Here is a 21,094-nt window from a genome sequence, read left to right on the forward strand (position 1 = left end):
GCACGTTGTCGGTGGCGGGACGTGTTCGCGGAAAGCGCGAACCATCCCGCCACCGTTGTTTTTGCGCGGCTGCGCCACGCGTTGTGGGGGCTCCGCCACCCACACCCCCGAACAGCGAGAGGCCCCTCGACGGAGCCGGAGACCTCCCTGTGAGGCACCTTTGAGATTCCTGTGGGGTCGAGGCGGGTCGGCACTCGGACACGGCCGGGCCGCTAACGTAAGCGCATGGCGCGTGACCTTCAGGAGCAGATCAAGAAGCTGATCGTCGACCGGCGGCTTCCCCCGGGGGCCTCGCTGCCCACCGAGCCCGAGTTGATGGAGCTCCTCGGCGTCAGCCGGAACTCCGTCCGGGAAGCGCTCAAGGCGCTCCAGGCGATGGGCATCGTAGAGATCCGGCACGGCTTCGGGACGTATGTGGGGCCGATGTCGATGGCCCCGATGGCCGAGGGCCTCGCCTTCCGCACCGTCGCCGGGCACTACCGCGGCGAGGACAGCCTCCTGCAACTCCTGGAACTGCGCGAGGCCGTGGAGACCGGGCTCGTGGCGCGGCTCGCGGGCCGCGTACCCGATGCGGACCTGGCCGAACTCGACGCCCTGGTGGGGCAGATGGAGAAGGAGGCCGCGTCCCCGGACGGGACGGTCGCGGCCGCCACGGACCGCGCGTTTCACGCCACGCTGTACCGGGGCCTCGGCAACCCCTTGCTCGTCGAGGTGATGGAAGCCTTCTGGGAGGCGTTCCACCGGGTGCGCACCGACCTCGTGGACGTGCCGCAGGATCCGGGCGTGACGTGCCGTCAGCACCGGGAGATCCTGGACGCGGTGCGGTCCGGAGAGGTGATCCGGGCGGAGCGTGCCATACGTGATCACTTCGGGAACATCCGGCTCCGATTGACCGCAACTGATCGCAACCCCACAGCATGACCGGTAAACGCCATGTTTCACTGCGTATCGCCCTTGCGATCATGATGCGGGGCGCAGCACCCTATCTTGGAGCTATGGCTCCAATGAGGCTTTCGGGGCACGGCAGTTGCAGCCGGCACAACAGCCGCACCGAAAGCGCATTTCGGTAGAAGAGGGCACGATCCGGTTGCCGGAGGGACGGGGATGGGGGCCCTGTTCACGAAGCGATGCCGAGGGGGGCATCATGCAACCGGAAGGCTGTCGTTCCAGTCTTAGAGAGGGTGGGACGGTGGCCTGCCACTGATACGTCCGGGAATGGTCTAGGGGGACCGGCGCCGGACGATGACCGACGACCACGCGGTGACTCGCGTGCGGGGGGATGACTCATGACGTCGACGCCGACGGGCGCCCGGCAAGACTTCGATCCGTCCGAGACGACCCAGCTGCGTGTGCCACCGCACCGCACCGGCGGCTTCAGACGCATAAAGAAGTCGCTGCCGCGGTACGACTACGAGCACTACAGCCGGCTCGCCGGACCCCTCACGCAGCCCGACCCGAACAAGCCGTACGAGGTCCAGTACCGCTCGCTGCTCTCGCAGGAACCGCACCGGATACGCGCGGCCCTCATGCTGGGGGCCGCCCCGCTGCTCTCGCTCGTCCTGCTGTTCTGGCTGCTCCAGCCCGAGCACTGGACCGAGCGCGACTACGTGAAGTACGACTTCCTGCCGGCGCTCGACATCGTGATGCTGGTGGCGATCGGCCTCATCGAGTTCTTCCGCTGCATGAACGTCCTGTCGAACGCGCACGCCACGCTGGTCGCCCGCGACCCCGTCCCCGTGGTGCCGGAGACCGGCACGAGAGTCGCGTTCCTGACCTCGTTCGTGCCCGGCAAAGAACCCATCGAGATGGTCACGAAGACCCTGGAGGCGGCGGTCAAGCTGCGTCACCGGGGCCTTCTGCACATCTGGCTCCTCGACGAGGGCGACGACCCCGAGGTCAAGGCGGTCTGTGAGCGGCTCGGCGTCCACCACTTCTCCCGCAAGGGCGTCGCGAAGTGGAATCAGCCGAAGGGCCCGCACCGCGCCAAGACCAAGCACGGCAACTACAACGCCTGGCTGGACGCGCACGGCAGCGACTACGACTTCTTCGCCTCGGTCGACACCGACCACGTGCCGATGCCCAACTACCTGGAGCGGATGCTCGGTTTCTTCCGCGACCCGAACGTCGGCTTCGTCATCGGCCCGCAGGTCTACGGCAACTACGACAACTTCGTCACCAAGGCCGCCGAGTCCCAGCAGTTCCTCTTCCACGCGCTGATCCAGCGCGCCGGGAACCGCTACGGCGCCCCCATGTTCGTCGGCACGTCGAACGCGGTGCGCATCAGCGCGCTCAAGCAGATCGGCGGTCTCTACGACTCGATCACCGAGGACATGGCTACCGGGTTCGAGATCCACCGCCACAAGAACCCGGCCACCGGCAAGAAGTGGCGGTCCGTGTACACGCCGGACGTGCTCGCCGTCGGTGAGGGCCCGAGCGCCTGGACGGACTTCTTCACGCAGCAGATGCGCTGGTCGCGCGGCACGTACGAGACGATCCTCAAGCAGTACTGGAAGGGCTTCTTCACGCTCCCGCCGAGCAAGCTCTTCAACTACACCATGATGATCATCTTCTACCCGATGGCCGCGATGAACTGGATCCTGGCGGCGATGAGTTGTGCGCTGTTCCTGGGTCTGGGCGCCTCGGGTGTGAACATCGACCCGACCATCTGGCTGATGCTCTACGGCAACGCGTCGGCGCTGCAGATCGGCCTCTACATCTGGAACCGCCGGCACAACGTGTCGCCGCACGAGCCCGAGGGCTCCGGCGGCGTCGCCGGTATGGTCATGTCCGCGCTGTCCGCGCCGCTGTACGCGAAGGCGCTGATCGACTCGCTGCTGCGCCGCAAGAGCAAGTTCGTGGTCACGCCCAAGGGCGACTCGGCCAGCCCCGACCGCTGGTTCGGCACGTTCCGCTACCACTGGTACTTCATCCTGATCTTCGCCGGATCGATCGGCGCCGGCTTCTACTTCGGCCACTCCCACCCGGCGATGATCACCTGGGCGTGCTTCGCGCTGCTGATCACCGCGCTGCCGATGTTCGCCTGGCGGTACATGCTGCGCCAGGAGAAGAAGAAGCCGAAGCCGCCCGCCGCGGACGCCCCCGGGACGCCGCAGCCGCCTCAGCAGGCCGGGCCGCCGCACAGCGTGCCGCAGCCGAAGCCCACCTGGGCCTCGGACCGGGCCGCCGGGGACAACGAACAGACCATGCAGATCTCCCTGGGGGGACGTAACAAGTGAAAGACGGTGCGAGCCGCCGCCGTGCCCGACGCATAGCCATCGGCACGGTGGTGGTACTGGCGCTGGCCGGGATGAACGGACCCTGGCTGTACCGCTTCGGGTCGGCCAAGTACCACGACTACAAGATCAACAGACCCGAGTACAAGGCCGACAACGGCAAGTGGGACGTCATCGACTTCCCCGAGGACATGCGCCTCAACACGATCCACGCGGCGCTGCTCCGTACCGGGAAGATCCTGCTGGTGGCCGGGTCCGGGAACAACCAGAAGAACTTCGACGCGAAGAAGTTCGACACACGTCTGTACGACCCGGTCAAGAAGACGATCAAGACGATTCCGACGCCCGCCGACCTGTTCTGCACGGGACACACGCAGCTGGCGAACGGGAACCTGCTGATCGCCGGCGGCACCAAGAAGTACGAGAAGCTCAAGGGCGACGTCACCAAGGCCGGCGGCCTGATGATCGTCCACAACGAGGACCCGGACGCGCCCAAGACCATCAAGGCCGGCACGAGGTTCACCGGCAAGGAGAACGGCAAGACGTTCGTCTCCGACATCAACATCACGGTCGAGCGCGCCAAGAAGGTCTTCGACCCGGCGACCGGCAGGTTCCTGCGCAACGACCCGGGCATCGGCCGCGTCTACGTAGAGGCGCAGAAGTCCGGCGCCAAGTACGAGACCGGCACCCAGGACAACTACCGGGTGCAGGGCCTGACCGGCTCCGACGCCCGCAACGTGTACGGCATCGCGCAGAAACTCGCCCTCGACAAGAAGGACTTCCAGGGGATCAAGGACTCCTTCGAGTTCGATCCGATCGCCGAGAAGTACATCAAGGTCGACCCGATGAACGAGGCGCGCTGGTACCCCACGCTGACCACGCTCTCGGACGGCAAGGTCCTCTCCGTCTCCGGCCTCGACGAGATCGGGCAGCTCGTGCCCGGCAAGAACGAGGTGTACGACCCGAAGACGAAGAAGTGGACGTACCTCAAGGACGTCCGCCAGTTCCCGACGTACCCGGCGCTGTTCCAGATGGAGAACGGCAAGATCTTCTACTCGGGCGCCAACGCGGGCTACGGCCCGGACAACGTCGGCCGCAAGCCCGGCATCTGGGACCTGAGGACCAACAAGTTCCAGAAGATCCCGGGGCTCTCCGACGCCGACATGCTGGAGACGGCCAACACCGTCGAACTGCCGCCCGCGCAGAACCAGAAGTACATGGTGATCGGCGGCGGCGGTGTCGGCGAGTCCAAGCTGTCCAGCAAGAAGACGCGCATCGTCGACCTCCAGGCCCAGAGCCCGGAGTTCGTGGACGGCCCCGAGCTGGAGAAGGGCACGCGCTACCCGCAGGCCTCGGTCCTGCCCGACGACTCGGTGCTCGTCTCCGGCGGCTCCGAGGACTACCGCGGGCGCGGCGACTCCAACATCCGCCAGGCCCGGCTCTACGACACGAAGACCAACTCGTTCAAGCGCGTCGCCGACCCGCTGGTGGGCCGCAACTACCACTCCGGTTCGCTGCTTCTCCCCGACGGGCGCGTGCTGTTCTTCGGCTCGGACTCGCTCTACTCGGACAAGGCGAACACCAAGCCCGGCGAGTTCGAGCAGCGCCTGGAGATCTACACGCCGCCGTATCTGTACCGCAATTCCCGCCCGACCCTGGAGGGCGGCGAGAAGACGATCCGGCGGGGCGCGTCGGCGACGTACAAGACGGACCACGCGTCGGCGATCACGACGGCCCGGCTGATCAGGCCCAGTGCGTCCACGCACGTCACCGACGTCGACCAGACGTCGATCGCCCTCGACCTGAAGAAGTCGGCCGACTCCGTCACGGTGACCGTGCCGAAGAACCGGTCGCTGGTCGAATCGGGCTGGTACATGCTGTTCGTGACGGACGACGAGGGCACGCCGAGCCAGGCACAGTGGGTGCACGTGCCGTAACAGCGGCCAGGGGCGCGGGAGTTGGCCAGTCCACTCCCGCGCCCCTGTTCTCGAACGGCTGCCCAGTTGCCCAGTTGCCTAGTTACCGGCCTCGGCGAGCTTCGTCGCGTACTCGCCCCACCATTCGCCGGCCTTGGGGCCGCCCTTGCACGTGCCGTCCGACTCACCCGGCTTCTTGACCCACAGGTACGCCTTCACCAACGGGTCGCCGGTCTTGGTCGTCGGGGCCTCGCCCAGTGCCCGCCCCGGCGGGTTGCACCAGCGCTCGTCGGCGGAGCCGCCCGTGTACGGCCCGTTCCCGTTCCGGCTCGTGTCGATGACGAACGGTTTGCCGCCGACCTTCGCCGACAGTTCCTTGCCGTACCGGACGGACTCGTCGGTGGTGTAGAAGTTCGACACGTTCACCGAGAAGCCGTCGGCCTGGTCGATGCCGGAGCGCTGGAGCGCCTCGAAGATCTCGTCGGGCTTGCCCCAGCCCGCGTTGCCCGCGTCCAGGTACACCGTGGTGTTCTTCAGGCCCTTGAGCGTGCCGATCGCGCCGTTGAGGAGGTCGTAGCGCTCCTCGTGGAACTCCTCCGGCGTGCAGTTGTCCACCATGTGCTGGACCGCGTCGGGCTCCAGGATGACCGTCGCGTGCCGCTCGCCGATGCCCGCCGCGACCTGGTCGATCCACTCCCGGTACGCGTCGCCGTCGGCGGCGCCGCCGCCCGAGTACTGGCCGCAGTCGCGGTGCGGGATGTTGTAGAGGACGAGCAGCGCGTCCCGGTCCGCCTTCTCCGCGGCCTCCGTGTAGCCGCGTGCCTGGCTCTCCGCGTTCTCCGGCACGATCCACTCGCCGCTGGGCTGTCCGGCGATCCTGCGGACCGCGTCGGCCTCGTCCTTCTTGCCGTCCTTCTCCAGGTCCGCGACGGCCTGCGCGGCCTTGCTGTCCGGGTTGACCCAGAACGGGTCGGCGCTCTTCGGCTGCTGCTTCACCGGCGCGTTCGAGGAGTTCTCCCCGTCCTCACCGTCCCCGCCTCCCGAACACGCGGACACGAGCAGCGCCGCCCCCACGACGACTGCCCCGGCCCTCAGTTTCCGGTACATCCACTCCCCCTTGGGTGCACTGCCTGGCCTCCAATCGTGACATACGTCCCGCGCCGGTCACGAGGCCGGACGTCGCTTGTCCAGGACCTGTTACAGCGCGGCCCACCAGGGCTCGAACCGCCCGGCGCCCGGCGGGGATTGGCGATCGCACAGACTCCCGTCGCGTGGCCGGCGCGGGATGGCGGGGGCCGCATGCTCACGCCCAGTACAGGGAGAAGAAGGGGCAGCTGCAAGGGGCACTTGCCAGCCGTGCGCGGAGCGAACCGGCAAAGGACGGGCAAGCCGGACACCGGCCGTGTACGCGGAACGCGTCCTTCACGAGGTCACGGCAGTGCGCACACAGAGAACGACCCCCTCCGGGCCCCACCGCACCGGACGTGATCCAACGGAACGCGGCCCACCGGCAGTCACGCCCCGGCCCTTACGGATCCGCTACGGGACCGGCCACCACCTGCGATGACCACGCAGCGCTACCGGAGTCGCACTTGGCGTCAAACGCCCTCTAGGCTGGACGGCTCATCCGTTCTAAAGTCGGTCCCGTGGCCCCAGACCTCGGCCCGCAGGTTCCATAGGACCGGACGGACTTCTCGAACCTCCCGCGCCGACGCCGGGTTACTCCCGCAATCCGCTGCGCGCGCGGTCGAGGACCGGCCCGGTCGGCGGCTCCGGGGGGAGCGGGCCGCCGGCCGGGTTGGTGGCGCATATGTCAACGCGCGTGCTTCGGCGCCTCGTTCACGCCCGTCACACCGGTCAGGTAGGCGGAGACGACGACGTTCGCCGTGTACGTACGCGACGTTCTGTCGAAGGTGCCGCCACAGGTGATCAGGCGTAGTTCGGCACGCTCTGCGCGGTGCTGCCCGTACACCTTGTCCGGGTCGAAGGTCTTGCGGGAGAAGACCTGGACGTCGTCGACGGTGAACTCCGCGACGGAGCCGTCGTCGCGCACCACGCGCACCTTGTCGCCGGACGTGGCCTCGCTGAGGTGGTAGAAGACGGCGGGCCGGCTCTCGGTGTCGACGTGCCCGACGAACAGGGCCGTGCCGCGCTCACCGGGCCGGGCCCCGCTGCCGTACCAGCCGACGACGCCCGCCTGCTCGTAGGGCGGCGGGTCGATGGCGCCGCCGCCGTCCAGGCCGCGGGCCACGACGGGGGCCTGGATGTGCAGTGCGGCGATGTCGATGCGCTGCGGTTTCGCCGCCTGGACGGGCGGGTGGGCGCCGGGCAGTCGGACGGCGAAGGGACGGCCGACGGCGGCCGCGTCGCCGGTGGTCGGCGACGACAGGTTCAGATCGGTGATGCCGCGGCCCCACAGCCACAGGCCGAGCAGCAGCACCGCCCAGGCGAAACCGGTGATCAGACGTCCCAGACCGTGCGAGCGGTCACTCATGACACACCCCGCTACCGCGAGGACCGGCGGCGCCGGACACTGCGGAAGGCCACGGCGACCGCGGCGACGGCGGTGAGCACCAGGCCGATGACGGCGTGCCGGGTGCCGGGCCCCTCGGTGACGTCCGCCCGCGGGGAGGAGTGCGGGGCGGCGAGGTGGGCCGCGGCGCCGCCGCCTCCGGCGTGCACGAGCGCCGTCGGAGTCGGGGCCGGGGAGGGTGAGGCGCTGTGCGCGAGGACCTGGACGGTGCCCCTGACCTTGGCGTCGACGCCGTCGCAGGCCACTTCGACCTCGTAGTCGCCCGGGGTGGCGGACGATTTCACGCGGGCCTCCGCGAACAGCGTGGGCCGGTCCGCGGAGGGCGCGAGGACGCCGGGCGAGACGAAGGCGTCGGAGTGGGCGCGGCCCGCCCGGCCGTCGCAGCCGCTCACCCGCAGATCGACCTCGGTGCCCGCCGCCGCGGAGTACGGGCTGACCGAGACGGATCCGCCGTGGTCGGCGGCCTGCGCGGTGGCGACCGGAGCGGCCACCAGGACGACGGCCGCCGAGGCGGCACTCAGAGCAAGCGGACCAGCACGCATCGTGAACCTCCTGATACTGGCAGGTTCACGCGTCCGGCCGCTTTCCGCATCCTGAGAGCGTCCGGGCGCGGGTCGGGCCGGGTCCGCCCGGGTCAGACCAGGTCGACGAGGTCCGCGATGGAGTCGACGACGTGCGACGGCGTGAACGGGTACTTCGCGATGTCGGCGTCGCTGGTCAGCCCGGTCCGGACGAGGAACGTCTGCATACCCGCTTCGAGGCCCGCCAGCACGTCGGTGTCCATCCGGTCGCCGATCATGGCGCTGGTCTCGGAGTGCGCCCCGATGGCGTTCAGCCCGGTGCGCATCATCAGCGGGTTCGGCTTGCCCGCGAAGTAGGGCTGCTTGCCCGTCGCCTTGGTGATCAGCGCCGCGACGGCGCCCGTGGCGGGCAGCGGGCCCTCGGTGGAGGGGCCGGTCTCGTCCGGGTTGGTGCAGATGAAGCGGGCTCCGCCGTTGATGAGGCGGACGGCCTTGGTCATGGACTCGAAGGAGTAGGTGCGGGTCTCGCCGAGCACCACGTAGTCGGGCTCGTGGTCGGTGAGGACGTACCCGATGTCGTGCAGGGCCGTGGTCAGGCCCGCCTCGCCGATGACGTACGCGGTGCCGCCGGGCCGCTGCGACTCCAGGAACTTGGCGGTGGCCAGGGCGGACGTCCAGATGTTGCCGACCGGGACCTCCAGGCCCATGCGGGTGAGGCGGGCCTGGAGGTCGCGGGCGGTGTAGATGGAGTTGTTGGTCAGCACCAGGAACGGCTTGCCGGAGTCGCGGAGCCGCTTGATGAAGGCGTCGGCGCCGGGGATCGGCACTCCTTCGTGGATGAGCACCCCGTCCATGTCGGTGAGCCACGAATCGATGGGCTTGCGCTCTGCCATGGGGTGCACTCCTGCGGTTCGCTGCGACAGCTGTGGTTCCAGTGACCTGGAGGGGCGCCGGGACGACTCTGTGCCGACGCCCATCAGCCTAGTCAGGATCGGCTGATCTTGACCCGCCCGGCCTGATCGGAACGTCCTGGCCGCGTTGCCGGAGCCGTCGACCTGGTCGGCACCCGTGGCCACCTGGTCGGCGCCCGTGCGGCGAACTTCGTCAACAGGCGTTTGCCGTCGCCTTGTTGTGTTGGAGGAGCGACCGCAGGGTTCGTCGGCGGCGTCCCTCCCGTCAGCGGCGCCCCGCGCGGAGGTGGCGGGCGCCCGCCATGAGGATGCCGCCGCCGAGGAGGAACGCGGCGGCGGCGACGGCCAGGCCGAGCAGTGTGTCGCTCGGGCCCGTCGCGGCCAGTTCATCGGCGGAGGTCGTGCCCCGGCCGTCACCGTCGTCGTAGCCGTAGCCGTAGCCGTAGCCGTAGCCGTCGCCGGTCCCTGTGCCGGTGCCGGTTCCGTCGTCGGGGGCGGTGCCGTCCGCGACGATGTCGAACGGGTAGTCCTCGGACTCCCCCACCCAGTTGCCGTCGTCCCCCTGCCGCTGGACGAGTGCGGCGCTGGCGACGACGTGGTCGGAGAGCGTGTCCGGGGTGAACGCGAGCCGGACCCGTACGGTGACCGTCTTGCCGGGGCCTGCCGAGAACCCCCGGAACCCGTCGTCGAAGACGCCTACGTGGTCGCCCTGGCCGGTCTTCTCGAACCGCACCGGCCGCCAGCGCTCCCCGTCGAAGAACTCCAGCCCGACCTGCGCGGACCGCAGTGTGCGCCGCTGGTCGACCAGGACGAGGACGGGGTGGAGGGGGGTGCAGGCGGCGTCGGTCGTGTTGGTGAGGTCGAGCGACCAGTACCGGTGTTCGTCGCCCGGGTAGTAGGCGGCCGGCCCTTCGTGGATCCGGCTGGTGATGGGGAACTCGCCGCGGTCCGACGCGGCCGCGCAGGCCCGGGCGGCCCCGCCCGTCGAGTGCCGGCCCTCCCCCGCCGCTGTCGCCGTTGCAGGACCTGAGAGAACAAGGGTGGCGGCGGTGGCGGTCATACCGAGGGCGATCGTGCGGCACAGTCGCATGAAGAGCCTTTGCTGGTGAAGGGCCTTGCTGGTGGAGAACCTTGCTGGTGGAGAACCTTGCTGGTGGGGAGCCTTGCTGGTGGGGAGCCTTGCTGGTCGCTGGGTCGGACGACCCTCGCGGACCCGCGGGCACGACGGCCGTGGCCCAGGAATCTGCCACGCACCCGCCGCCCGGCCGCCGCGACACGGCCCCGTACCGCCCCATGGCCGTCGAAGTCCCCACGATCAGGCCACTTCTGTCCCGATACCGATTGATCCCGGTTGATCCTGATCGATCTCGTTCCCGGCCGGGTACGCCGGCGGCTCAGCAGAATGTGCGCGCGTTCCCGGCCGGGTCCGCCGGCGGCTCAGCAGGAGACGCGCCCTCCCCTAGCTTCCCGCCGCCCCCGCCGAGGGATACGCCGCGTTCCCGCGCCCGAACAGCGGGGCCAGAATCAGTTGTGCGGCGCCTTCGACGACGAGGGTGGCCCCGCCGGGAGCGGCCCGTACCGGTATCGCGGGCCCGCCGCCCCCGCGTCGCGCCCGCGCTTCGAGGACCCCGGCGACTCCTCGTACGAACCGCTCCTCGGCGGCGGAGACGGCCCGCCCGCCGAGCAGCACGGCGTCGATGTCGAGGAGGCTCACCAGATTTCCGGCCCCTTCGCCGAGCACCCGCGCCGCCTCGTCGAGGCCGCTCTCGCCGCCGTCGGCGACAGCGGCGAGGCACAGCGCCTCGATGCATCCGCGGCTGCCGCAGTCGCACCGCGGGCCGTCCAACTGGATGACCTGGTGGCCGAATTCACCGGCTCCGGTGCGCGCCCCGCGATACAGCGCGCCGCCGAGGACGAGTCCCGCGCCGAGCCCGGTGCCGAGATGGAGGTAGGCGAAGGAGCGCTCGCCGTCGGTGTCGAGGGCGAGGCCCAGCGCGGCGGCGTTCGTGTCCTTGTCGACGACGACGGGGAGCCCCAGCCGTTCGGCGAGCGCGTCGCGCAGCGGGAATCCGTCCCACTGCGGGAACCCGGTGACCCGGTGCAGCACCCCGTCGGTGTGGTCGAGCGGTCCGGGCACGGCCACGCCGACGCCGAGCGCGGAACGGCCGCCCGTGCCGTCGTCGAGCAGCGTGTCCACCTCGCGGGCGGTGGCGGTGAGTACCGCGTCGGCGCCCGCGCCCAGGTCGAGCGGGGAGCGCCGGGCGGCGACCACGGTGCCGGCCAGGTCGGTGAGGACGGCCCGCAGTTCGTCGCGGTCCAGGTGCAGGCCGACCGCGTGCCCGGCGCCGGCGACCAGGCGCAGCACGGTGCGTGGTTTGCCGCCGGTGGAGGCCCGCCGTCCCGCCTCGACGACGAGCCCTTCGCCCCGCAGCCGGGCCGTGATCTTGCTGACGGCCTGCGGGGTGAGACCGGTGCGCTCGGCGAGTTCGAGGCGGCTGATCCCGCTCTCCCCGGCCGTGCGCAGCAGGTCGAGGACGAGGGCCGCGTTGTGCCCGCGCAGGGCGGTCAGGTTGGCGCCCGCGGTGGGCCGTGCATCGGTGTTCACCAGCCTATTGTCCCCCGCGCTTGCACTTTGGCAACACCGTTGCTTAAGTGGGAGCATGACTGGTAACAGCTCCCCGCTCAAGGTGGGCCTCGTCGGCTACGGCCTGGCGGGCTCCGTCTTCCATGCCCCGCTGATCGCCGCGACCGAGGGCCTCGTCCTCGACACGGTCGTCACGTCGAACCCGGAGCGGCAGGCCCAGGCCCGCGCCGAGCACGGCGACGGTCTGCGTTTCGCGGCGTCCCCGGACGAGCTGTGGGAGCGGGCCGACGACCTCGACCTGATCGTCATCGCCTCCCCGAACAAGACGCACGTATCGATCGCGACGGCCGCTCTGAAGGCGGGCCTGCCGGTCGTCGTCGACAAGCCGGTGGCGGGCACCGCGGCCGAGGCCCGCGAGCTCGCGGCGCTGGCCGACGAGCGCGGCCTGCTCCTCTCCGTCTTCCAGAACCGCCGCTGGGACAACGACTTCCTCACCCTCGAATCCCTTCTCAAGGGCGGCGAGCTGGGCGACGTCTACCGCTTCGAGTCCCGCTTCGAGCGCTGGCGTCCGCAGCCCAAGGGCGGCTGGCGCGAGTCCGGCGACCCGCAGGAGATCGGCGGTCTCCTCTACGACCTCGGCAGCCACGTCGTCGACCAGGCCCTGGTCCTGTTCGGCCCGGTCGTCTCCGTGTACGCGGAGTCGGACGTGCGCCGCGCGGGCGCCGAGGCCGACGACGACACGTTCATCGCGCTCACCCACGCGAACGGCGTCCGCTCCCACCTCTACGTCTCCGCTACGACGGCCCAGCTCGGCCCGCGCTTCCGCGTCCTCGGCTCGCAGGCGGGCTACGTCAAGTACGGCCTCGACCCGCAGGAGGCGGCGCTGCGCGACGGCAAGCGCCCGGCGCCGGGCACGCCGTGGGGCGTGGAGTCCGAATCGCTGTGGGGCCGCGTCGGATCCGGCGAGTCCCCGCTGACCGGCGGCGGCCGCCCGCAGCCCACCCTCGACGGCGACTACCCCGCGTACTACGCCGCTGTGGCCGCGGCCCTGCGCGAAGGCGGCCCGAACCCGGTGCCCGCCACGCAGGCCGCCGACGCCCTCGACGTACTGGAAGCGGCGCGCCGCTCCGCCCGCGACGGTGTGACGGTGACCCTGTGAGCGCCGCCGGACAGCAGGCCGCCGCCCCCGACATCGCGACGCTGGAGGAGCAGGAGCGCCGCCTGGCCCTCTCCACGTTCACGTACGACGACGCGTGGGACCTCGGTTCGCTCCTCGTCGCACTGGCCCGGGAACGGCAGGCACCGGTCGCGATCGACATCACGCGCGGCGGCCAGCAGCTGTTCCACGCGGCGCTCCCGGGCTCCACCCCGGACAACGACGCGTGGATCGCCCGCAAGCGCCGCGTCGTCGAGCGCTACCAGGCCTCCTCGTACCTGGTCGGCAGCCGCTTCCGCGCCAAGGGCACGACGTTCGAGGACTCCTCACGCCTCGACCCGGACACGTACGCGGCCCACGGCGGCGCCTTCCCGATCTCCGTACGGGGCGCGGGAGTAGTGGGCACGGTGGTCGTCTCCGGCCTCCCCCAGATCGAGGACCACGCGCTGGTGATCGAAGCGCTGGAACGGTTCACGGCGGGCAGCTGACCGACGCCCCTGGGGGTTGCGGCACGAAGTGCGCAACCCCCAGGGGCGCGGGGAACTGCGCGACCAGCCACGACGGCGCGCACTCCGCCCGAGAAACACCGACCGGCAACGGCGTGAAGGCGTAACCAGTCCCCCGGCGGAGCCCTACGCAGGCTTCAGCTCCTGCCGCTGCCGCCCCAGCCCCTCGATCTCCAGCTCCACCACATCCCCGGCCCGCAGATACGGCTTGGGCTCGGGCTGCCCCATCGCCACCCCGGCAGGCGTACCCGTGTTGATCACATCGCCCGGGTACAGGGTCATGAACTGGCTTACGTAGCGCACCACTTCGGCCACCGGGAAGATCTGCTCGGCGGTGGTGCCGTCCTGCTTGAGCTCCCCGTTGACCCACAGCTTCAGGCCGAGCGCCTGCGGGTCCGCCACCTCGTCCGCGGTCACCAGCCACGGCCCGAGCGGGTTGAACGTCTCGCAGTTCTTGCCCTTGTCCCAGGTGCCGCCCCGCTCGATCTGGAACTCGCGTTCCGACACGTCGTGCGCGACCGCGTACCCGGCGACACACGCGAGTGCCGCCTCCTGGGAGTCGACGTAGCGGGCCGTACGTCCGATGACCACGGCCAGCTCCACCTCCCAGTCGGTCTTGACGGAGCCGCGCGGCACCAGCACCGTGTCGTGCGGCCCGACGACCGTGTCCGCCGCCTTGAAGAAGACGACGGGCTCGGCGGGCGGCTCGGCCCCGGTCTCGGCGGCGTGGTCGTGGTAGTTCAACCCGATGCACACGACCTTGCCGATACGGGCCACCGGCGGGCCGACACGCAGCCCCGCGGCGTCAAGGGCGGGCAGGTCGCCGGCGGCAGCGGCGGTACGGACCCGGTCGAGCGCGTCGTCGTCCGCGAGCAGCGCCCCGTCGATGTCCGGCACCAGGCCCGACAGGTCGCGCAGGGTGCCGTCGGCGTCGAGGAGCGCGGGGCGCTCGGCTCCGGCCGGACCGACTCGCAGCAGCTTCATGGGTAACTCCCTCTGTTCTAGGAGGAGCCTCCATGGCCCGGTGCGGCCTGCAGCCATCGGAGGTCTGGTCGATCCTCCAAGTTCGGCGTCCACTCCGCAATACCCCGTTCACGGAGTGGACCCGGCCGCCCGGCCCGCACCCTCCGGGCCCGCGCCCCGCCCCGGATCAGATCGCGGGCATCGCGGCTCCCGCCCCGTACGGCATGTCCCGGTACAGGACGGCGCGCTCGATCGCGCTCCACGTCGTGGACGTGACGACGTACAGCGCGGCGGCGAGCGGCACGAACGCCACCGAGAAGAGCGTCATGAAGGACATCAACGGCATGTACTTGCTCATCGTCGTCATGGCACCCATGCCCGGCATCTGCGGCTGGTCGGCGGCGGGCGCCGGTGCCGCGGCCGCCGACAGGGCCATCTGCCGCTTGGTGCGCCGGTAGTTGAAGGTGGCGACGGCCGCGACGAGCGCGAACAGCGCCACGTACACCAGCCCCTGCGCCCCGAACAGCCCGCCGTGCGCGAGGGCGTCCTTGAAGTTGCCGCTCAGGGAGGCGGCGCCGAGGGTGTGGCCGAGCAGGGCGTTGGGGGTGCCGCCGATGCTGCCGCTGGAGAACAGGTGGTAGAGCAGGAAGAACGCCGGCATCTGGAACAGCATGGGCAGGCAGCCCGACAGCGGGGAGACCTTCTCCTCGCGGTGCAGGTCCATGATCGCCTTCTGTAGCGCCTCAGGGTTCTTCCTGTGCTGCTTGCGCAACTCGGCGATGCGCGGCTGCAACTTGAGCCGGTCGCGCTGGCCGCGGGCTCCGGCGCGTGACAAGGGGTGGACGAGAAGGCGTACGAACGCGGTGAACAGGATGATCGCCGCGGCCGTGGCCGAGGCGTGGAACAGCGGCTCGAGCATGCTGGCGAAATGCTCGACCAGGCTGGCGAAAACGGACATGAACGACGACATGGGTGAGCCCTCCGGGGGTCTCGTCGGCCGGAAACGCAAGGGGTTTCGGCGTGACGGACTGCGGACCCGGTGCAGCTAGTACAGCTGGTGCAGCTGGTGCAGCTAGTACAGCTGGTACAGCTGGTACGGAGAGAGCCGGTGTCGGTGTCAGCAGGCCGTCGGGGCGAGACGGCCCGGCGCTCGGGGCCTGGTGCGTCCCGAGGCATCGGGATCGCGTTGCGGCAGGAACGCGGTGCGCTGCGCACGGTCGCGCATGGCTGTGCGTACGCGGTGACGCGGCACGGCCGGCGCGCAGCGTGCGGCGAGCACGGCGCAGGCGGCGAGGGCGGAGCCCGCGGCGGCGGTCGCGGCGAGCGCGACGGCTCCGGCGAGGCTGCCGGTGTCGACCAGGACGGTCTGGACGATCAGGAGAAGCAGCAGGACGGCCGGGCGCAGGGTCGTGGACCAGGTGCTCGTGCGGAACATGCGGCTTTCTCCTTTCGTCGTGGCGGGCCCGGCGGTGTCTCGCGTGCTGCCGATGCCTGTGCTGTACGTGTATGCGTCCTGCCAGTTATACAGGCTCGGTGACCACGGGCTGAAGCATGCGCCGGGGTCCGAGCAGCGCCCGGCTGACCGGATCGGCGGGGTCCGGGTCGAGCCAGAACCTGGCAGACGCTCAGGTTCAGGGGCGCGGGGAACTGCGCAAAACCCGAACCCCGCCGCACCCAAAAACCGACAGCACCCGACACACCCCCAGGGGCGCGGGGAACTGCGCAAACACACCAACCCCGCCGCACCCACAAACGAACCCACCCTCTACCCACCCACCCCCACAGAATCCCCGGCCAAAACGTCCTCATCCGCCCGCCCATCCCGATCCGCCGGCCAGGCAAATGTCACCCCGAGCGCCACCACCACATTGCAGCCCAGTGCAACGACCCCCGCATTGACGCCGAACACCGGATCCCGCCCGCTGAACACCAGCCCGCACACGACAGCCACCCCGACCGCGAGCCCGCTCAACGCCCCCACCAGACTCAACCGCCGCCACAACAGCCCCACCAGCAGCATCGGTACGAGCTGCGCCATGCCCTCGTAAGAGATCAGAGAGAGCCGCACGAGGGTGTTGGGCGCGGCATACGTCAGCAGGAGCGCGACCGACCCGGCGACGACGACCACGACCTGCGACCACGCCTTCAGTGCCTGCGACGAGCCCCGCCACCGAGGCACTAGGGAGAACACACTGCTCCCCCACATCGTGCCGATGACCAGCATGAACACCGCCATCGGCACGATCGACGACAAGGCCGCCGCGACCCCGATGATCCCCACCGCCCAGGCCGGCAACGAGTCGACGACGAGCTTGAGGAGCGCGAGGTTCGACTCGGCCCCCGTCAGCCCCGGCACGACGAACAGCGCGGCCATGCCGAGCAGCATCGGTACGAACAGCAGGATGTTGTAGGCGGGCAGCCACATCGCGTTGCGCCGCAGCGCGTCGGCGTTGCGGGCCCCGAGATACCCGGCGACGGTGGTCGGGAAGATGACGACGGTGAGCGCGTTCAGGAAGGTCGTCGTGGCGAACCACCCGGTCCCGTACGGGCTTCCGCCACTGCCCGGCAGCGTCAGCCAGGCGCTCTTCTCCTCGACGAGCCGCCCGAGGAAGTCCCCGTAACCGCCGAAGTAGTGCAGGGGCACGTAGATCGCCAGGAACGCGAGCGTGACGATGACGAGCACGTCCTTCAGCACCGACACCCACGCGCTCCCGCGCAGCCCGCTCACCACGACGAAGACGGTGGTGACGGCGAAGCCGATGAAATAAGCCCAGTTGAGGCTGATCGCGCCGTAGGAGATCGTCGACACGACCACGCCCATCCCCGTGATCTGCAACTGGATGTACGGCAGCAGGAACGCGGTGACGAGGACCGCGACGGCGGCGCCCAGCCACGGTTTCCCGAACCGGTGGGCGACCATGTCCGTGATGCTGACGAGTCCGTGCTGCCGCGCGTACGCCCAGAGCATCGGTCCGACGACGTAGCCGACGGCGTATCCGCAGGACATGTAGGCGACGACGTAGAGGACGGGAGCGCCGAAGTTGTACCCCCAACCAGCAGCACCCAGATAACTGAAGCTGGTGTACCCCTCGCCCGCCATCAGCACCCAGATGAACACCGCCCCGAGCGAGCGCCCGCCCACCGACCACTCGGCGAGCCCGCCGCCCTTGCCCTTGCCGCGTACGGCGAGCAGCCCGAGAACCAGCGTCACGACCATGAACGCACCGAAGAGGGTGCTGGCCACAGCTCCGTCGCTCATGACTCCTGCCGCCTCTCGCGCAGCTTGCGGTCCCCGCGCCACGTCAGCCATACGGCGACGGGCGTGAGCAGCGTCGCGGCCAGCAGCCACACGAACAGGAACGGCAGCCCGAGCACCACGGGTTCGACGCGGTTCACGAACGGAAGCGCGCCGATGTAGAGGACGAAGGGCGCGAGGAGCCAGAGCAGATGGGGCCGTCGAGCCCACGGACGCGGTCGGTTGATCACGGGCGTCGAGCCTAGCGGGGCGTCATCCGGCTGAGCTTCCCCCACACCACGAGCCGGTACTTGGACGTGAACTCCGGGGTACAGGTGGTGAGGGTGATGTAGTACCCGGGTTCGCTGTACCCGGCGGACGGCACGACCCGGCTCCTCGGCACCGCCCCGATGACACCGCCGTCCCCCGCCGAGGTCTGGGCGACCTTCTTGTCGACGACGTACGTGTACGTGGCCTCCTCGGTCCGCACGGTGAGCGTGTCGCCGCGCCGCAGCCGGTTGATGTACCGGAACGGCTCGCCGTGGGTGTTGCGGTGCCCAGCAAGCGCGAAGTTCCCGGCGCGGCCCGGCTGCGCGGTGCCCGGGTAGTGACCGACGTATCCCCGATTGAGAACCTTCGCCTTGCTGATCCCCTGGGCGACGGGCGCGCGCAGACCGAGGCGGGGGACGTCGAGGATGGCGTAGGCCTGGTCCCAGCGGGGTTGCGCGGCGCCACCGCGTCCGCCGGAGGCCCTGGAGGAACCGGAGGAGGTCGAGGAGCCGGAGGGAGTGTCATCGCCGACGGCCGGATCATCGTCCGGAACGGCCCCGTCGTCACCCGGCGACGCGTCCGCAGCGCCCCGCCCCCCTTCATCTCCCCCTCCCCCTCCCCCTCCCCCTTCCCACTCCCGCTCCAGCGCGTGCACCTTCCGCTCGGCTCCGGCCCTGGCCTGCCGGTTCGTCCACCACAGCTGATGCACGACGAGCAGGAGCAGCACGACCCCCAGCGTGACGGCGACCTCCGCACCACCCCAGAGCACGCGCCGCAGCGGCGGCCGACGGGGCCGCCGCCCCTGCACCACGACCTGAGGCCGACTCCCGCTACGCAGTAACTGCAGCACGCGCGCAAGATAGATCGGGTGGCTTCAACTGACCAGTGCGACAACGCAACTGCCGGTCTGCGGGACGGGATGGTGGGCCGCAGCACATGGTTACGCTGCGGCTCATGAGTCCTGCCTGGCTGCTGGCCCTGATCCCGTTCCTCGCCGGTCTGGCCGTGACAGCCACGTACGCGGTCCAACTGGTCACGGAGATCCTCCGCCGCACCACCGGCAACGTGATCGAGGCGACGGTCACCGGTCACGTCGCCTCCCGCGAGGCCACGTACGCGACCCTCCACCCCGTCGTCTCCTGGACGGCCCCCGACGGCACCGCGCACGAACGCGCCCTGCCCGACGACGCCCCGGCGCGCGCCCTTCCGGAGGGCGCGCGGGTCCGCGTCCGCTTCGATCCGGCCCACCCGGAACTGGCCGCTCTCGACTCCGACGCGCGCCACCGGCAGGCCGTCACCGGCGTGTGCGTCGGCATCACGCTGTGGGCCGGCACGCTGATCGTCGTGATCTGGCGGCTCGCGTACGTCCTGAACCACCTCAGGGAGTACGTGAGCTGGCGCTACTGACCCGGGAGCGTCCCGCGCCGCCGGCGGAGGCCGACACGCTCGCACCCGATCGGTGCCGTCCGACGGGGGCGGTCCCAGCCGGGCCGTCCGGCAGTACCGTGTCCTCCATGCGCCCCGACACGCCTGCCACGCCCGCCGAGAACGAGCACGCCGACCACGTAGCGGAAGCCGAGCGCCTGGAACGCACTGCGGCCATGTATCCCGAGGACGCGGAAGCGCTGCTCCTCCAGGCCGCGGCCCACTACGAACTGGCCGACGCCCGCGAACGCGCCACGGCCCACTACGACGCCCTGCTGGCCTCGGCGGACGTACACGACCCCGCCCTGATCCGCGCGCTCAAGGCCGCGAACCTCTGGGAGTACGGCCACGAGGCCGAGGCCCAGGCGATCATCGCGGGCCTGCGGGCGGCGGCCCCGCGTGACCCGGCGCCCTGGGTGATCATCGCCGAGTCCCTCGAAGCGCACGACGAGCTGGAACCGGCGCACGAGACGTTCACGGAGGCCCTGGAACTCCTCGTCCCTCCCTCGGAGCGCGACTCGGCCGACCTCGTGTACGCCAAGCACCCCCTCGTCCTCGGCCGCCACCGCGTCCGCCGTCTCCTCGGCGCGGACCACGACGCGTGGGACGCCCTGGCCGACCGCGTCAACCGCACCTCGGTCTCCCTCGACGAGCTCCACGACCCGAAGCGCCTGTGGGCCCTCGGCTCCAACAACCCGGCGGAACTCCGCGCCGAGATCGACCGCCTCCACGCGGAACTCGGCTCCTTCCGGGAGGCCCTGTCCCGCCCGTTCCCGGTGGCGGTCCTGCACTGGCCGGCCGGCGAGTACACGGAACTCCTCACCGCCTATCCGGCTCTGAGCACCGAATACCCGTCGTACGAGGCCCACTTGGCGTCAACAGAGTCCTCGCTACGCGAACTCTCCGCCTCCGGCACGGGCAACCTCGGCATCGTCACGGGCACGGTCCCCTCCTACGAGGCCTTCGCCGCCTCAGAGGCCTCGTCCCCCGAGGACGCGTCGCTGCTCCCGCAGTACGCGACGACGCTGGCTGCGCGGGGGCGGGCGGTGGCTTGGCCGCCGGAGCAGGATGCTGGGTGCTGGTGTGGGTCGGGGAACTTGTACGGGGAGTGCCATGGCCGCACGGCCTGAACTAGCCGCGTCACAAACTCCTCGCGTCCGGTGACGGGATGACCGAGGAGACGACCTACCGCCGCCTTCGCGAATTCCGCGACACCTTTCGCGAAGGCATCGGCGGCGAGCCGGAGGCGGCGCACTGGTCCGAGATCAGCCAAGGCCAGATCCTCGTGATGACGAGCCCGAAGGCCCGACATCAGCGAGTCGCGCACCGCCTGCGCACGCAGTTGGAGCCACAGCTCGCGCCGAGCCTCGCCCTCTACGTCGCAACCGACCTGGAAGACCCTGAACTCGGTGTCCTGCGAGTACCGGACATGGCCGTAGTCAACGCAGACTTCGAGCCGACAGCCGCCGACGCCATGCCCCCGAAGGACTGCCACCTACTCATCGAAGTCGTCTCCCTCTTCGCCCCGGCGAACGACTACGAAGGCAAGCTCCGCGACTATCCCGCGATGGGCATCCCGCACTATCTGATCGTGGACCCGCGCGACGGAACGGCCGTCCATTACTGGGCACCCACCACACGAACTGGGGCACCGGCCTACGACAATCAGCGGCACTACGAGTTCGGCGACACCGTGACCGTGCAAGGCTGGAAGATCGACACGGCCACCTTGCCGCGCTACGACAAAGACGCGTCCCGGTGACGGACACTGCGGTCCTCGTCCGTCACCGGAGCCGCGAGCGCGGCCTGTCCAAGGCGCAGTTGGCCGAGCTGCCGGAACG

At 70.2% G+C, this 21,094-nt stretch carries 20 protein-coding genes and 1 pseudogene; 8 read left to right on the forward strand and 13 right to left on the reverse strand.

What is annotated here, in order from left to right:
• Positions 1-225 precede the first annotated feature (225 nt).
• The 3 genes from ABD366_RS35200 to glxA all read left to right on the forward strand — a co-directional run bounded on the left by ABD366_RS35200 (position 226) and on the right by glxA (position 5,170).
• Positions 226-921 (forward strand): FadR/GntR family transcriptional regulator, encoded by a 696-nt coding sequence (locus ABD366_RS35200; protein ID WP_324770136.1) that lies wholly within the window; start codon positions 226-228, stop codon positions 919-921.
• A 365-nt stretch (positions 922-1,286) separates the two neighbouring features.
• Complete coding sequence (locus tag ABD366_RS35205) at positions 1,287-3,236, forward strand: glycosyltransferase family 2 protein (protein ID WP_324770135.1); 1,950 nt, start codon at positions 1,287-1,289, stop codon at positions 3,234-3,236.
• Positions 3,233-5,170: a radical copper oxidase GlxA gene (gene glxA, locus ABD366_RS35210; RefSeq protein ID WP_324770133.1), complete on the forward strand. Its 1,938-nt coding sequence runs from the start codon at positions 3,233-3,235 to the stop codon at positions 5,168-5,170. Before ABD366_RS35205 ends, glxA begins: the two co-directional genes overlap by 4 nt.
• Before the next feature lie 78 nt (positions 5,171-5,248).
• Here glxA and ABD366_RS35215 read toward each other — a convergent pair whose 3' ends face one another.
• The 6 genes from ABD366_RS35215 to ABD366_RS35240 all read right to left on the reverse strand — a co-directional run bounded on the left by ABD366_RS35215 (position 5,249) and on the right by ABD366_RS35240 (position 11,722).
• Complete coding sequence (locus ABD366_RS35215) at positions 5,249-6,256, reverse strand: glycoside hydrolase family 6 protein (protein ID WP_324770132.1); 1,008 nt, start codon at positions 6,254-6,256, stop codon at positions 5,249-5,251.
• Between the two features lie 706 nt (positions 6,257-6,962).
• A complete protein-coding gene (locus ABD366_RS35220; RefSeq protein WP_324770131.1) occupies positions 6,963-7,643 on the reverse strand; it encodes a class F sortase in 681 nt (226 codons plus the stop codon).
• An 11-nt stretch (positions 7,644-7,654) separates the two neighbouring features.
• Positions 7,655-8,224: a hypothetical protein gene (locus ABD366_RS35225; RefSeq protein WP_324770130.1), complete on the reverse strand. Its 570-nt coding sequence runs from the start codon at positions 8,222-8,224 to the stop codon at positions 7,655-7,657.
• A 92-nt stretch (positions 8,225-8,316) separates the two neighbouring features.
• On the reverse strand, positions 8,317-9,180 hold the full coding sequence (locus tag ABD366_RS35230) for an HAD-IIA family hydrolase (protein WP_425577005.1): 864 nt from the start codon (positions 9,178-9,180) through the stop codon (positions 8,317-8,319).
• A gap of 199 nt (positions 9,181-9,379) precedes the next feature.
• Positions 9,380-10,174 carry a hypothetical protein gene (locus tag ABD366_RS35235; protein ID WP_324770128.1) on the reverse strand — a complete coding sequence of 265 codons (795 nt, stop codon included), beginning with the start codon at positions 10,172-10,174 and terminating at the stop codon, positions 9,380-9,382.
• Positions 10,175-10,573: 399 nt separating this feature from the next.
• Positions 10,574-11,722: an ROK family transcriptional regulator gene (locus ABD366_RS35240; RefSeq protein ID WP_411293737.1), complete on the reverse strand. Its 1,149-nt coding sequence runs from the start codon at positions 11,720-11,722 to the stop codon at positions 10,574-10,576.
• 52 nt (positions 11,723-11,774) lie between these two features.
• Here ABD366_RS35240 and ABD366_RS35245 point away from each other — a divergent pair, with 52 nt between their 5' ends.
• Positions 11,775-12,857 (forward strand): Gfo/Idh/MocA family oxidoreductase, encoded by a 1,083-nt coding sequence (locus ABD366_RS35245; protein ID WP_324770126.1) that lies wholly within the window; start codon positions 11,775-11,777, stop codon positions 12,855-12,857.
• Positions 12,854-13,342 carry a heme-degrading domain-containing protein gene (locus ABD366_RS35250; RefSeq protein WP_324770124.1) on the forward strand — a complete coding sequence of 163 codons (489 nt, stop codon included), beginning with the start codon at positions 12,854-12,856 and terminating at the stop codon, positions 13,340-13,342. Before ABD366_RS35245 ends, ABD366_RS35250 begins: the two co-directional genes overlap by 4 nt.
• 144 nt (positions 13,343-13,486) lie before the next feature.
• Here the strand turns inward: ABD366_RS35250 and ABD366_RS35255 are convergent, their stop codons facing one another.
• From ABD366_RS35255 to ABD366_RS35285, 7 genes and pseudogenes are all read right to left on the reverse strand, one after another.
• Positions 13,487-14,344 carry a fumarylacetoacetate hydrolase family protein gene (locus tag ABD366_RS35255; RefSeq protein ID WP_324770123.1) on the reverse strand — a complete coding sequence of 286 codons (858 nt, stop codon included), beginning with the start codon at positions 14,342-14,344 and terminating at the stop codon, positions 13,487-13,489.
• A gap of 166 nt (positions 14,345-14,510) precedes the next feature.
• Entirely contained in the window at positions 14,511-15,293 is a 783-nt protein-coding gene (locus ABD366_RS35260; protein WP_324770122.1) for a YidC/Oxa1 family membrane protein insertase, read from the reverse strand.
• A 147-nt stretch (positions 15,294-15,440) separates the two neighbouring features.
• Entirely contained in the window at positions 15,441-15,758 is a 318-nt protein-coding gene (locus tag ABD366_RS35265; RefSeq protein ID WP_324770121.1) for a DUF6412 domain-containing protein, read from the reverse strand.
• An 85-nt stretch (positions 15,759-15,843) separates the two neighbouring features.
• A pseudogene (locus ABD366_RS35270) lies at positions 15,844-15,930 on the reverse strand (winged helix-turn-helix transcriptional regulator); the annotation flags it as partial.
• Between the two features lie 158 nt (positions 15,931-16,088).
• Positions 16,089-17,582 carry a sodium:solute symporter family protein gene (locus tag ABD366_RS35275; RefSeq protein ID WP_324770119.1) on the reverse strand — a complete coding sequence of 498 codons (1,494 nt, stop codon included), beginning with the start codon at positions 17,580-17,582 and terminating at the stop codon, positions 16,089-16,091.
• Positions 17,579-17,809 (reverse strand): DUF3311 domain-containing protein, encoded by a 231-nt coding sequence (locus ABD366_RS35280; protein ID WP_324770118.1) that lies wholly within the window; start codon positions 17,807-17,809, stop codon positions 17,579-17,581. The genes ABD366_RS35275 and ABD366_RS35280 overlap by 4 nt, the downstream gene beginning before the upstream one ends.
• A gap of 11 nt (positions 17,810-17,820) precedes the next feature.
• A complete protein-coding gene (locus ABD366_RS35285) occupies positions 17,821-18,678 on the reverse strand; it encodes a class E sortase (protein WP_411293734.1) in 858 nt (285 codons plus the stop codon).
• A 104-nt stretch (positions 18,679-18,782) separates the two neighbouring features.
• Between ABD366_RS35285 and ABD366_RS35290 the strand changes: the two genes are divergently transcribed.
• From ABD366_RS35290 to ABD366_RS35300, 3 genes are all read left to right on the forward strand, one after another.
• Positions 18,783-19,235 carry a DUF3592 domain-containing protein gene (locus ABD366_RS35290; protein ID WP_324770117.1) on the forward strand — a complete coding sequence of 151 codons (453 nt, stop codon included), beginning with the start codon at positions 18,783-18,785 and terminating at the stop codon, positions 19,233-19,235.
• A gap of 107 nt (positions 19,236-19,342) precedes the next feature.
• Positions 19,343-20,383, forward strand: a complete 1,041-nt coding sequence (locus tag ABD366_RS35295; RefSeq protein ID WP_324770115.1) for an SEC-C domain-containing protein — start codon at positions 19,343-19,345, stop codon at positions 20,381-20,383.
• Between the two features lie 38 nt (positions 20,384-20,421).
• Positions 20,422-21,015, forward strand: a complete 594-nt coding sequence (locus ABD366_RS35300) for a Uma2 family endonuclease (protein WP_324770114.1) — start codon at positions 20,422-20,424, stop codon at positions 21,013-21,015.
• The last annotated feature ends 79 nt before the right edge of the window (positions 21,016-21,094 follow it).

The sequence above is a fragment of the Streptomyces kunmingensis genome, from assembly GCF_039533535.1.
Taxonomy (GTDB): domain Bacteria; phylum Actinomycetota; class Actinomycetes; order Streptomycetales; family Streptomycetaceae; genus Streptomyces; species Streptomyces kunmingensis.

Excerpts from the sequence above, each read along its gene's own strand:
- ABD366_RS35265 (WP_324770121.1), bottom strand. The coding sequence starts at position 15,758 with ATGTTCCGCACGAGCACCTGGTCCACGACCCTGCGCCCGGCCGTCCTG.
- ABD366_RS35295 (WP_324770115.1), top strand. The coding sequence starts at position 19,343 with ATGCGCCCCGACACGCCTGCCACGCCCGCCGAGAACGAGCACGCCGAC.
- ABD366_RS35200 (WP_324770136.1), top strand. The coding sequence starts at position 226 with ATGGCGCGTGACCTTCAGGAGCAGATCAAGAAGCTGATCGTCGACCGG.
- ABD366_RS35230 (WP_425577005.1), bottom strand. The coding sequence starts at position 9,180 with ATGGGCGTCGGCACAGAGTCGTCCCGGCGCCCCTCCAGGTCACTGGAA.
- ABD366_RS35225 (WP_324770130.1), bottom strand. The coding sequence starts at position 8,224 with ATGCGTGCTGGTCCGCTTGCTCTGAGTGCCGCCTCGGCGGCCGTCGTC.
- ABD366_RS35260 (WP_324770122.1), bottom strand. The coding sequence starts at position 15,293 with ATGTCGTCGTTCATGTCCGTTTTCGCCAGCCTGGTCGAGCATTTCGCC.
- ABD366_RS35255 (WP_324770123.1), bottom strand. The coding sequence starts at position 14,344 with ATGAAGCTGCTGCGAGTCGGTCCGGCCGGAGCCGAGCGCCCCGCGCTC.
- ABD366_RS35205 (WP_324770135.1), top strand. The coding sequence starts at position 1,287 with ATGACGTCGACGCCGACGGGCGCCCGGCAAGACTTCGATCCGTCCGAG.
- ABD366_RS35245 (WP_324770126.1), top strand. The coding sequence starts at position 11,775 with ATGACTGGTAACAGCTCCCCGCTCAAGGTGGGCCTCGTCGGCTACGGC.
- ABD366_RS35235 (WP_324770128.1), bottom strand. The coding sequence starts at position 10,174 with ATGACCGCCACCGCCGCCACCCTTGTTCTCTCAGGTCCTGCAACGGCG.
- ABD366_RS35220 (WP_324770131.1), bottom strand. The coding sequence starts at position 7,643 with ATGAGTGACCGCTCGCACGGTCTGGGACGTCTGATCACCGGTTTCGCC.
- ABD366_RS35290 (WP_324770117.1), top strand. The coding sequence starts at position 18,783 with ATGAGTCCTGCCTGGCTGCTGGCCCTGATCCCGTTCCTCGCCGGTCTG.
- ABD366_RS35275 (WP_324770119.1), bottom strand. The coding sequence starts at position 17,582 with ATGAGCGACGGAGCTGTGGCCAGCACCCTCTTCGGTGCGTTCATGGTC.
- ABD366_RS35300 (WP_324770114.1), top strand. The coding sequence starts at position 20,422 with ATGACCGAGGAGACGACCTACCGCCGCCTTCGCGAATTCCGCGACACC.
- ABD366_RS35215 (WP_324770132.1), bottom strand. The coding sequence starts at position 6,256 with ATGTACCGGAAACTGAGGGCCGGGGCAGTCGTCGTGGGGGCGGCGCTG.